At 38.1% G+C, this 12,754-nt stretch carries 12 protein-coding genes; all 12 read left to right on the forward strand.

Features of this window, described 5'->3' with window-relative positions; translation table 11 throughout:
* Positions 1–83: 83 nt before the first annotated feature.
* Positions 84–1,226 (forward strand): VpsD family glycosyltransferase, encoded by a 1,143-nt coding sequence (locus PVK70_RS09550; RefSeq protein WP_130047988.1) that lies wholly within the window; start codon positions 84–86, stop codon positions 1,224–1,226.
* Positions 1,219–2,649, forward strand: a complete 1,431-nt coding sequence (locus PVK70_RS09555; RefSeq protein ID WP_130047989.1) for an oligosaccharide flippase family protein — start codon at positions 1,219–1,221, stop codon at positions 2,647–2,649. Before PVK70_RS09550 ends, PVK70_RS09555 begins: the two co-directional genes overlap by 8 nt.
* Positions 2,642–3,844 carry a VpsF family polysaccharide biosynthesis protein gene (locus PVK70_RS09560; protein ID WP_130047990.1) on the forward strand — a complete coding sequence of 401 codons (1,203 nt, stop codon included), beginning with the start codon at positions 2,642–2,644 and terminating at the stop codon, positions 3,842–3,844. Before PVK70_RS09555 ends, PVK70_RS09560 begins: the two co-directional genes overlap by 8 nt.
* Before the next feature lie 37 nt (positions 3,845–3,881).
* Positions 3,882–4,382 carry a serine O-acetyltransferase gene (locus tag PVK70_RS09565; protein ID WP_130047991.1) on the forward strand — a complete coding sequence of 167 codons (501 nt, stop codon included), beginning with the start codon at positions 3,882–3,884 and terminating at the stop codon, positions 4,380–4,382.
* A gap of 1 nt (position 4,383) precedes the next feature.
* A complete protein-coding gene (locus PVK70_RS09570) occupies positions 4,384–5,724 on the forward strand; it encodes a phenylacetate--CoA ligase family protein (protein ID WP_130047992.1) in 1,341 nt (446 codons plus the stop codon).
* Entirely contained in the window at positions 5,724–6,797 is a 1,074-nt protein-coding gene (locus PVK70_RS09575; RefSeq protein WP_130047993.1) for a glycosyltransferase family 4 protein, read from the forward strand. The genes PVK70_RS09570 and PVK70_RS09575 overlap by 1 nt, the downstream gene beginning before the upstream one ends.
* Positions 6,797–7,981, forward strand: coding sequence for an aspartate-semialdehyde dehydrogenase (locus tag PVK70_RS09580; protein ID WP_130047994.1), 1,185 nt, complete (start codon positions 6,797–6,799; stop codon positions 7,979–7,981). Before PVK70_RS09575 ends, PVK70_RS09580 begins: the two co-directional genes overlap by 1 nt.
* The gene (locus PVK70_RS09585; RefSeq protein WP_130047995.1) at positions 7,968–8,708 is read left to right on the forward strand and encodes a WecB/TagA/CpsF family glycosyltransferase; all 741 of its coding nucleotides are present in this window, start codon (positions 7,968–7,970) and stop codon (positions 8,706–8,708) included. The genes PVK70_RS09580 and PVK70_RS09585 overlap by 14 nt, the downstream gene beginning before the upstream one ends.
* 66 nt (positions 8,709–8,774) lie before the next feature.
* Complete coding sequence (locus tag PVK70_RS09590; RefSeq protein ID WP_130047996.1) at positions 8,775–10,937, forward strand: choice-of-anchor A family protein; 2,163 nt, start codon at positions 8,775–8,777, stop codon at positions 10,935–10,937.
* Positions 10,938–11,106: 169 nt separating this feature from the next.
* On the forward strand, positions 11,107–11,739 hold the full coding sequence (locus tag PVK70_RS09595) for a hypothetical protein (RefSeq protein ID WP_130047997.1): 633 nt from the start codon (positions 11,107–11,109) through the stop codon (positions 11,737–11,739).
* Positions 11,732–12,127 (forward strand): VanZ family protein, encoded by a 396-nt coding sequence (locus PVK70_RS09600; RefSeq protein ID WP_130047998.1) that lies wholly within the window; start codon positions 11,732–11,734, stop codon positions 12,125–12,127. Before PVK70_RS09595 ends, PVK70_RS09600 begins: the two co-directional genes overlap by 8 nt.
* A gap of 90 nt (positions 12,128–12,217) precedes the next feature.
* Positions 12,218–12,694, forward strand: coding sequence for a hypothetical protein (locus tag PVK70_RS09605; protein ID WP_130047999.1), 477 nt, complete (start codon positions 12,218–12,220; stop codon positions 12,692–12,694).
* The last annotated feature ends 60 nt before the right edge of the window (positions 12,695–12,754 follow it).

A 12,754-nucleotide genomic window follows, 5' to 3' on the forward strand; every position in this document is an offset into this window, starting at 1 on the left:
TTTAATGCTAAAAAGCTAAAATACACCTTCACATAACATTCACCCTTCACCATATAAAAACATCACCATCCAAAGATACTATTATGAAAAAAATACTTTTGATCGTACCACTGTCCACTTTAGAGTTTGGCTCAAGTACAACCGGTGGTGTTGATTCAGTCTGCCAAATTTTATTAAAAGATTTAGTAGGCACTGAATATAACGAGTATCAAATTCGTATATTGGCTTTTAATCCAAAATCGAAGACCGACATAAGTGCTCCCATTACTTCTTTATCCCCTTATATCGATATTTTACACGTCCCTATTCAAGGTGAAATAAAAGGAATAAAAGTACCTAGCCTTTTAAATAACCTTATCCGTATAAATAAAGAAATAAGCACTTTTAAGCCTGATATCGTACATACCCATTTAGCACCTTGGTTGCTTGGTATTCGAGGGGTAAAAAGAGTTGCCACACTACATAGTTATAAAAATATAGGACGTAAACCTGTCTCTTTTTTAAATGACCTCGTTTATGCAAAGTTCCTTCCTTGGTTGTGTGACTTTTATGTTGATCAATACACTTGTGTTGGAGATCTGCTTAAATCTGAACTACAAAAAAACGTGAAGACCTCAGTATCTATTATTGGTAATCCATTAAACCCTGCATACTTTACGAATAATCACCGTCTTAATACCTCAAAAATCAAGTTAGTGACCTGTGCATTGCTCAGCCGAAAAAAACGCATTGATGCCATTATTAAACTAGCCTCTCGTATGCATCAACAAGGGCTTAATATTGAATTAACGATCATTGGCCCAGTTGTAGATAATCAATATGGTGAAGAATTAGAACACCTTGTAAAAAAAGAAAAGGCAGAACAATACATCACATTTACAGGAAGTAAAAATACAGATGAAATCATCTCGTTATATGCCCAATCTAATGTAGGTATTTTTCTGTCTTCAGAGGAAACCTTTGGGCTTGCTCCCCTTGAAATGCTAGCCAGTGGCCTGCCTTTAATCTCCAGCTCTGTTGGCATTATCGCAGAACGCCCCGATTTATTTACCTCTATCGGCACTTGTATCATAGATCCAACCCAAGAAGACGCATCACTTACTCAGGTCCTATCTTTTATCGACCGCCTTCCAAAAATAGATTGTGACGCCTTAAAAAATGAATTTTCCGTCAATGCGGTGAATAAGCAATATTTCCATATTTATAAGACGCTATTAAATGCTTAAAACCTTACTTCATTATGCTCCGGTACAAATCGCATCAGCACTGAGTGTTTTTGTCTTAATTGCTTTGCAAACCCGTTATCTAGGCGTTGAGGCTTACGGTGTTTTATCTGTATATTTGGTACTGGTAGAAATCACAAGAACGGTTTATTCCCAATGGCTAAATACCGCATTAATTCGACATTATCCAGGGGCGGATAAAACAGATAAACCCCTTTACGCTAGTGTTGTTTTTTCAGGTATTGTTGGATTATTTCTTCCCATCAGTATTCTTTTCACTCTGGCTTTATTTGCTTTTTTTGAAGGGGTCTCTTGGCTGAATTTATCCTCGCTAGTTGGGTTATTGGTGATTAAGTCTTTTTTCATTTTTTTCCAAGAAATGGCCAGACTCAATGACCAAGTATCTCAATACCGAAGAGCTACAGCCTTACAATCTATCCTTTCAATGATGTTCACTTGGCTATTACTTGAATACTCTCCATCAGTAGATAGTGCCGCATTTGGCTTGACGCTAAGCTATTTTGTATCACTTCCTCTAGTATGGTTTTTACCATCTAGAGTTTCATTCAACCAAGCAAAACCCGCCATATCTACCTTGGTTAGTTATGGGTTACCTCTAATGGCATCGGGCTTAATTGGGGTTGCGGGATCGCGCATTGACCGTTTTTTTATTGCAGACCAATTAGGGTATACCGATGCAGGAATTTACTCTGCCCTATCAAATATGCTATTGGGCTTGATGGCGTTGGTATTCATGGTTGTCGCGCTTCCTCTCTACCCTGACCTTGCGCGTAAAGCGGATAATAAAGATCAACTTTTCAATGCACACCAACGCTATCAAGTGATGATGTTAGCCATCTCTCTTCCCGCGCTGATTGGACTGTGTTTTATTGCTGAACCTTTAATTCGATTATTTTTAGGGGAATCATACCTTTCAGCAGGAATACCTCTTTTTTGGATATTAGCCACCTCAGCTTTTATTTTTAACTTACGAATGCATTATATCGATCATGGTTTACAGTTTGCCTCTCGCACCAATATATTACCTTTTATATTAGGTGCCTCACTCTCTTTGAATGTCACCATGCTCTTTGTCTTGCTACCTATTTTAGGCTTATATGGTGCAGCCTATACATCACTTATATGTAACGTAATTGCTTTAGTAATGTCTTTTATATTCGCAAAAAAAGCAGGTCATAAATATTTGATAAATAGTGAACTGATAAAAATTTTAGTTGCATCAGGAGGGATGGCTCTTTCTCTGTACTTCATCCGACAAACACCTCTTTGGGCAATATCTGATATTTTACAAATCGCTATTTCAATCGCAGTGGGTATCCCTATGTTTGCACTATCCTCATTAGCAATGAATTTGATGGGTTCAAGAAAAGTGGTTAAAAATAAAATAAGGAAAGTAAATGCTTAGACCTTATTTTATTTGCTCAGCAGTTATCATACTCGCCTTCTTTTTAGGCGGCTATATGCTTGAAGGCATGGGAATACAGTACGTATCTGAAGGAGGGACGCCTTTATTTAAAATACATATTTATTCCTACATTATACTGCTAACAATTGGGTTATTTACCTTAAAAGAAGGGGTGAAAGAACAGCTGCTTCACCTAGATACATTAGCAAAACCTTGGCTATTCTCTGTCATCATGGTGAGTTTTGTCATTATCTACGGCTTATTCCGTTATGGCACGTCAGGTATGGCTTATATTATTGATACCTTCCTTACCCCGTTGTTATTTTTACTGTTACTCTCTCGACTGAATTCGGAAGAATGCCAACGATTACTCTCACTAGTTGCAGGGCTTTTGTTATTTAATTCTATCCTTGCTGTACTTGAGTTTATAACTAGCTCTCGTCTTGTTGATGTTGAATTTTCATCGTTTTCTTACTTTCGATCAACGGCATTATTAACCCACCCGTTAAATAATGCATTTATTACCGCAGGCCTAACATTATTAGTCTTTAATAAAACTCGTATCCCTAATATTATTTATCTTTCCATCATTTTATTGGCTATGTTTGCCTTTGGTGGACGCGCTGCAATAGGGATTTTATTGCTATTTTCAGCCATTGCTTGCATTCCTTATATGTTTCGCTTTTTCACTCATGGTATTGAAATAAGTAAACAGCGATTTGCCGCTATGCTCTGTCTATTTTACTTTGCAAGTATTGCTGTTGGTATTGTACTTATAGAAAGCGGTATAACAGAAAGGATAATGAGTAAACTGCATATTGATGGAAGTGCCTCAGCAAGATTTACGGTATTTTATTTATTAGACCAACTCTCACCTAGTGAGTGGCTTTGGGGAGCATCGAATAATTTACAAAGTGCTATTGAATTATACTTAGGGATCTCTGTAATCGAAAACTTTATTATTGCATGGATATATAAGTTTGGTCTAATTGGAATGCTACCCTTACTTTCAATGTTGGTGATAATGTTGTTATCTCTTGCCGTAAAAGCTCGTGGTTTTGCATCTTTCGCAGTCTTAACTTTTTTAATTGTTTCTATATCAAACAACTCTCTTTCAACAAAAACACCAGCATTACTTTTTATGTTTTCTGCCTTGTACCTTTGTTTTAGGTTACGCGAAAGAATTAAAATTTAAATGTCCCATTTATTTCGTTATATTTAAAGAGGTACTTATGCCGAACGCAATTTTTTTCTATCGCATAGCTCGATGGCTTCACTTAAAGAAAATTCCTTTTCTACCAAAACTCATTCAACTATTAATTTTTTTACTATACAACTCCAAAGTACCTCCAACAGCTGACATTGGAAAAGGTTCCTTTTTGGTCGTAAAAGGGGTCGGTGTTGTTATTATTGATAATGCAAAACTAGGTCAACGATGCCGAATCGGTATTGGCTGTAAAATCGTTGGAAAAGGCCCTTATAAAAGAGTACCTAATATAGGTGATGATGTTTTTCTAGGTCCAGGATCAGTAATTGTTGGCCCTGTTGAAATAGGGAATAAGGTTATTATTGCACCTAACTCAGTTGTAACTAAAAGTGTTCCAAGTGGATCCATTGTTGGTGGGATACCTGCCAAAATCATTGGAAGCATTCACGATTTAGAATATGACATTTTAAAGAATGAAAGTTACCTTGATGATATAGCGCCATATATGACTACAAATAAGGACTGAAATGTATACTAATAGGATATATCAAAAATCACCTGTCCCTATCCAAAATGGCTTATTATCTTGTAGAGCATTAATCAGAAAGATATTAAGAGAAGGAAAAAATCAATCCACTCTTTTAAGTGACATTCAAAAGAATGAATTTGATGTATCTGCAATGGGATCGTTTGTTGATACTCAATTAACTCATACATTGACACAAGCAACAAAACACGTCCCATTTTACAAGCATGCAATGGTATCGCCAGTTCATAAAATCGCTGACTTCCCAATAATAAGTAAAGCTGATATTAGAGAAAATGGAGATAATTTCTTAGCTGACAATCATCGTGGTGTTATCGTCTCCGGGGCAACGAGTGGGACAACGGGAACGCCATTAGTTATTAAACAAAACATGACATCCGTCGTTCGTGAACAAGCCTTTGTGGCTCGTCATCTTGAGTGGGCTGGCTTTAAATCTGGCGATAAACGCGCCTGGATCCGTGGTGACATGATTGTACCTCTAAGCCAAAAAGAGGGGCCTTTTTGGCGTTATTCTTGGTTTGAAAATATGATAATGCTCTCTTCTTTTCATATGTCACCAAATAACTTACAAGGCTATATCGATGCGATGGTAAATTACGGTACGCAAATAATACAAGCCTACCCATCCTCTATTGTAACTCTTGCCAAACACCTCGATATTCATGATCAGTATTATTCTGGTAATTTAAAATCTATTGTTACCTCCTCAGAATCACTTAGCCAAGAAGACAAACAACTCATTGAAAAACGTTTTGGTTGTATTGTTTTTGATTGGTATGGGTTATTTGAACGAGTAGCAGCAATAGGCAGTTGTGAGCATGGTCGCTATCATATTTTAAGTGATTACTCACATGTTGAACTTATTGATATAGGTGATGGACGACACGAAATAATCGGTACCAACTTTAATAACAGTCTTCAACCTCTCATTCGCTATCGCACGGGAGATCATGTTTATCTTTCTAATGAAACGGCGTGCCCTTGCGGGCGTGTATTCCCTGTAATTGATCGCATAGAAGGCCGTATTGGTGATTATTTACTTGGAGAAGATGGGCAAAAAGTTCATATATTAAACCACATACCAAAAGGCGTAACCGGCCTTATTGCTACGCAATTCATTCAAAATGAACCAAAAAGTATTGAAGTACAAGCGGTTGTTAATAGGGATTTATTTGATGAACAACAAGAACATATATTGATCGCAAATACCAAAGAAAGATTAGGTCAATCTATGGATGTCTTTGTCACTATTGTCGAACAAATACAAAAAACAAAAAATGGAAAAACTCGTCAGGCTATTTGCCGAGTAAAGGATGCGTAATGAAAAAAAGGATTAATATTACCGTTGCAACTGGAATGCATGAAATGGGAGGTATCGCTACTGTACTAAATGTACTCAATAATGGTTTTTTCCAACAATGGAATATGCGTCATGTCACTACACACACCAACGCATCCCGCCTTTTTGGTTTAAATAAAATCTTTCTATTTATCTTTGCTCTCATAAAACTCGTTTGGTTTCTCACTTTTTATCACGTTGGCGTAATTCACATTCACATCGCATCACGTGGAAGCTATAAAAGAAAATCATTAATCATTCGTCTTGCAAAGTTATTTAACGCTAAGGTTATACTTCACCTTCATGGCGCTGAATTTCAAGAGTTTTACAACAATGAATGCTCGCCAGATAAACAACAACACATCCGCAATACGTTCAACCTTGCTGATGCTGTCATTGTTTTATCAACACAATGGTATTCATGGATGACAACGATAGTGAGCGATCTTACTAAAGTTCATGTGGTTTATAATGCAGTTGAGACTCTTGCGCTAAACCGTAATAACGTTGAGCAAGGACGCATTCTTTTCTTAGGCCGCTTGGGTGAAAGAAAAGGGGTAAAAGATCTCATTAATGCCTTTGCTATTGTTGTAAAAAACTATCCTCACGCTCGCTTAACCCTTGGTGGGGATGGTGATATAGAAACTTTCAAACAACACGTTGAAAGGCTTGGTATTTCAAATAATGTCGATTTCTTAGGATGGGTTGCTGGTAAACAAAAAAATTTATGGTTAAGTAAAGCCGATGTCTATTGTTTGCCAAGTTACAATGAAGGGTTCCCTATGGGAGTGCTTGAAGCCATGTCTGCGAATATTCCTATTGTTGCTTCAACTGCTGGCGGCATTCCCGATGCGATTAAAGATGGTGTCGATGGCTTATTAATTGAAGCGGGCGATGTTGAAAAACTGGCCGAACACTTAGAATTGATGATCAGTAATCGTGACTTGAATACTACCTTTTCTACCACCGCAAAAAATAAATTTATAAAGAACTTCAGCAAACAAGCCGTTTTTCCTGAATTAGATAAAATTTACACGGAGCTAATGAGTAAATAATGGATTTTTATAATCAGGTTCAAACAATTTCACAAGGCACTATTGAATCAGCAAAGCAAAATAATTTCGCCGGTTATGACCCTTTTGATAGCTTAAATAGTAATTTTTTCAATTACTTCCCTCGATTAAAAAAAGGTGTATTTGGTTTAGCTTGGATTCAATTTAATAAACGTTCTATTGTTAATTTTAGACCTTTTCTTGGTGTCCCTAAAAAACGTAATCCTAAAGGTGTGGCTCTTTTTTTAATGGGTTTGCTTGAGGATTATCAACGCACGAATGATAAAGTGTACTTAAATCAAGCCATTGAATTAGGTGACTGGTTACTCACACGACAAAGTGATGCTGCAGAGTGGAAACACGCTTGTTGGGGTTACCATTTTGATTGGAATGCGCGTGCCTTCTTTGTCCCTAAAGGCAAGCCAAACATCATCACCACCATTTACGTATCTCAAGCTTTATATGCGTTAAGTGAAATAACAAAAGAAGATAAGTATCTCCATCCAGCTTTAGACAGTGCTCACTTCATCGTAAAAACACTATATAAAGAATTAGAGGGCAGACAATATTTTGCGTATATCCCAGGTGAAGAGGCTTTTGTCCATAACGCTAGTCTATGGGGAGCCGCTTGGGTTGCAAAAGTGGCAAGTCTGACCAACAACAACGACTATAAAGAATTGGCATTAACCGTTGCAGCCCAGTCAGTAAAAGAGCAGCAAGCAGATGGTTCTTGGGTGTATGGGGCTCGTCATCACCATCAATTTATTGATGGGTTTCATACCGGATATAACCTAGAAGCCCTACAGATGTTAAGTGACGCATTACAAATTAACAGCTTTGATGATGCGATTATTAGAGGGCTTCAATATTATAAAACGCACTTATTTGAAGCCGATGGTACAGCTAAATATTACAACACCAATAGATACCCTCTTGATATGCATTGTGTTTCTCAAGCTATTTTCACGTTAATTAAAGTCGGTAAGACAGAAGAAGACCTCGCTTTTACTAAAAAAGTGGTTAGCCGCTCGATTGATACATTATACCTCCCGGAGAAAAAATATTTCTCCTATCAAAAACATCATCGCTTTAGCAATAATATTAACTATATAAGATGGACCCAAGCCTGGGTTTATTATTCGTTTTCATTCTTAAACAATTATGGACACTCGCATGAAACGCATTGAATTTCTTGGCACCCCAATGGATATAGCCACAATGGAAGAGACTGTGTCTCATATTGAAAACAGAATCGCAGATGGTGAATTTTTACAACATGTTGTGGTTAATGTAGCCAAAATTGTCAACATGCAAAAAGACCCAGTACTTGCTGAATCGGTAAAAGCCTGTGATGTAATTAATATTGACGGCATGGGAGTTGTCTTTGGCGCTCGTTTTTTAGGCCACGATATTCCTGAGCGAGTTGCAGGAGTAGATCTCTTTCATGAGTTACTGAAAATGAGTGCGAAACGAGACTTTCCGGTTTTCCTATTAGGCGCAACTGATGATGTAGTTACAGCTACCTCCACAAAAGTGAAATCGTTATATTCAGATCTTAATGTCGCAGGCTTTAATGATGGTTACTTTTGGGATGATGAAGAAGCCGTAGTGAACAAAATACGCGAGTCTGGAGCTAAATTGCTGTTTGTTGCCATCACTTCACCAAAGAAAGAAAACTTCATTAATAAATGGCAAGACAAGCTAGGTGTGGATTTTGTAATGGGCGTTGGTGGAACCTTTGATGTGGTTGCCGGCAAAGTAAACCGCGCGCCAAAGTGGATGCAAAATGCAGGCTTAGAATGGTTATATCGTGTTATTCAAGAGCCTCGCCGCATGTGGAAACGCTACTTAGTAACAAACTCTACATTTGCTTGGTTATTATTCAAAGCAAAAATAAACGGTAAAAAAACGTAATTTCTATTTCGTCAGTTCCATCATAAACCGCTTAAATTAACCATTTTTTTATTTAAAGGATTGAAAATGAAAAAACTACTTAGTGCAAGCCTAGTATTATTCAGTGCCAATGCCTCCGCCATAACCACAGAATACAGTGCTTTAATTTTCAATGATTTCACCTCTCCACATTCAGCAAGCATGGGACCTTTAGCCGTTGGCCATGATGCCAGTTTAAATGGCTACAGCATTATGTATGATGATGTAGTATTCCCAGCTAAAGAGTACTCGTTAATTGTAGGTGGAGACTTATCTTACAAAGACGGTCGAGTGTATAAAGGAAGTATTGTGGTACATGGCGACATTGCTAACGTCTCTGAAAATATTTACTTAGGTTTAGCTGATAATGCGACGGTCAAGGGAGCCTCAGTTTTACCTATTGACTTTAATGCATTACAACAAAAAAGCATCGATTACTCATTAAAATTAAGCCAACAGGATAATACAGGAACCATTACTTCGAAATGGGGAGGTATATATTTACATGGTGATTGTAGCAGTGATGTCCAAGTATTTAACGTTAATGGCTATGAGCTAGAAAAAGCTCATACATTCGAGCTAAATTGTATTCCTGATAACGCGACTGTTATTGTGAATATTAGTGGTAATAAATCGAGCTTTAAGCCTTTAAGTAACCTTAATTTATCGGATTTTATTCCTCATCGCCAACAAACCATTTTTAACCTTTATGAATCGACATCATTACAACTTACTGGTGTAGCAATCGAAGGCTTAGTACTTGCTCCTAAAGCCGATATAACAGCACCTTCAGGCTCTTCTAATGTAGGGATCATAGCCAATAGTTGGGAGGGTTCTATGTACTTAGACTACCACCCATACAATGGGCAATTTCCTGGCAAAGAACCTACCCCGATTGATGCCAAGTTAAAATGGCACTGGCAAGGTGGTGATTTTATGCCTAAAGCAAATCAAATAATGGCCACACCACTCGTGGCACAGTTAAATGATGATAATAACGATGGCGTTATTGATAATTCAGATGTTGCTGATGTTATTGTAGTGACCTTTGAAGGAAGCCAATACACCAAGCCTGGTATAGTAAGAGCTCTTAGCGGTATCGATGGTACGGAATTATGGGATTATAAGAATGGCGCAGTCTACTCCGACCCTCGCCATACACCCGCATTGGCCGACTTAGATAATGATGGCTTAATTGATATAGTTGTATCAGATCAAGCAACGAACGAAATACGCATCATCACAAATGAAGGCGAGATTAAAAAAGTTATCTCTAGAAACGATAAATCAACTGGAGGTATTAGCATTGCCGATCTCGATGGCGATGGCGTTGCTGAGATCCTAACGGGTACCTCAGTTTATAACTACTCTTCCGGCTTGCTTTACACTCTTAATGGATTTAAGCCTGACTACTCTGTATTTGATGCAGACGGAGATGGCATTAACAACTATCTTGCTGGTGGTACTCTTTATGACGCATCAGGTAATACCATTTGGTCATACGAGGGGCATGATACCGCATGGTTCTCTTCAATTGCTAATCTCGACCAAGATCCTCAACCAGAAATCGTTGTTTCCATTCCTGGCTTATTTTCCACTTCGCATTCCATCGCCGTATTGGAACACGATGGTAGCGTAAAATGGGAAAAACGAAACATCTCAGCTCATGGTGGTGGTGCTCAAACTGTTGGGGCCTTCCTTCAAGCGGGTAAACCCGGCATTGCTTATTCTGGCTATGAAAAGTTAGTCATGCTGAATGCTAATGGGGATCTGGTATGGGATATCGAGATTGATGATTCTGGTAGTGGTAAAATTGGGGTTTCTGCTTTCGATTTCAATGGTGACGGTCGTGATGAAGTCATTTATCAAGATCATAATAAAGTAGCCATTTTGGATTCCCTAACCGGTAAGACATTATTTGAGACAGCTAACTCTACAGGAACGCTTTGGGAGTACCCTATTGTTGTCGATCTTGAAGGAGATAATAATGCTGAATTGATTTTTGTCGCGAATGATTACTCATCAAACTGGAGTAGCCATAAAGGTGTTCGCGCCTTTGAATCAGCAGGCAAACCATGGAAAGGAGCTACGCGTATTTGGAACCAACACTCATATCACCAAACTAATATTTCACAAGACGGTAAAGTGCCTTTAGTTGAAAAACCGAGTTGGCTTTTAAATAACTCTTATCGCTCAAGTACATTAAAATAAACTGCTTGTGTTGAGTTTGGTATGGCAGACCAAACTCAACACTTTTTTATTGATGTATATAGCGCACCGCACATTACATAGGAAATGAAGTAATCTATATTGTTTTGAATTCCTAAATAATGCTTTCGCAACCTTGTATTTCCCTAGTTAAGTAAAACTGGCTCTAAAAATGAAAATAAATTTACTCAGTATACTGTCGCTCTTCTTTGCTTTGTTTTTACTGTGTTCTGGCTACCTGTCTTTACAGAATGCACTGATAACAAATGCAATTGAGTCGAGGTTGGATTACTTTTCTAGTAATTCAAACCCAGCTGTACGTTCGAATGACACAAAATTAGGTGAACCAGATCCTAATTCGCTAACAACATCAGCCCATTTATTAAATAGTTTTGTATTATTCAACCAATGGGTTGCCTATCTTAGTCAAGAAGAGTCTACACCTAATCATTGGATCGCATTATTGAACACAAGCACTCACGTTAGACCAACATGGCCGAACACTTACGTTGAACTGTCTAAGTTATCAAAAGACCAACAGCAAGCCAGTCAATATCAGCAACTCGCTATGCTATTTGGTCCTTATTCTCCATCAAGTCGTTTGCTTGCTATTGATCAAACGTTTACATACTGGGAAAACAGTCATGTTTCGCAGCGACTTGACGTTTCTAAACAACTTATTGCCATAACTCGTAGCTGGAGTCATCGGTCTTCTCTTAATCAAATGATCACTCACTCTAAAGGTAAGCAGCGTATCTGCAACCTACTCGCATTCAATAAATTAAAGGTACAGGCCTGTGGGTAAAATAGCTAAAATGCCTTTCACCATACTGATCGCTTCGGTGCTTCTGTTTGGTAGCGCTTCTATTTTTAAATCATCAGGTATATTAGGGAATGAGATACGTACTGTGGAAATCGCTATTCATGGGGCCATTTATCTGCACTTATTCGCCTCTTTACTTTTAGGGATTTGTTGCCGCTTAGCCACTAAACAAAACCTCTGTCTAGCCTTACCCCCGACAACTGTTTTTGTGCTTCTGCTAGTCATACTGGATGAATCGATTCAATTTTTTATTCCATCACGACAGTTTTCTTGGCTTGATATGCAAGTGAACGTCTTTGGTGTCTTGCTAGGAACCTATTTTACCAATGCTGTGCTGTGGCATAACTCAAAGAGAAAAGCATTACTCTAATTAAATGTTCAAGCTTATCGTTTTAACATTGTCTGTATATTTAACCCCCTTTTTACTCACTGAAATAGTACTCATTAAAAAAGGAATATTATGAAAACTTCCGTAACTATATTGAGCATACTTTCTATTGCTTTCTCATCACTAACCTTTGCTATTGAAAATCAAGAGCAACGCGACATGATTGAATCGCAACTAAGTAATAATCCAAGCGAACTAATATATAAAAATATCCTACAAGCTTATCCCGAGTTTGCCCCAGAGTTTTTATCGATATTACTTAAGCAAGACGGTATTGATTCTCAAAAAGCCATTGAAACAGCAATGCTCGCAGCACCCGATAAAGTATTAGAAATTGCACAAATTGCTCGTGATGCTGGAGTAAGTAACGAAGACATCACTTCCGCAGCTCTACTCGCTGGTATAGACCCAACACAAGTCGCGGAGGCATCTGCTGCGGGTATTCCAACGAATACACCAGTAACACCAATTTCTCCAGTTTCACCTCCATCAGCTCCTTCAGTCGGCGGCCAAGGTGGTGGCGGTAGTGGTGTGGTATCACCAAGCTAAACTTATCGTTATAAATGCTTAATACCCTACTGTTTTTAACGTTATCTCATGAAAACCCAG

It is taken from the genome of Aliivibrio sp. A6 (assembly GCF_028765505.1).
GTDB classification, from domain to species: Bacteria; Pseudomonadota; Gammaproteobacteria; order Enterobacterales; family Vibrionaceae; genus Aliivibrio; species Aliivibrio finisterrensis_A.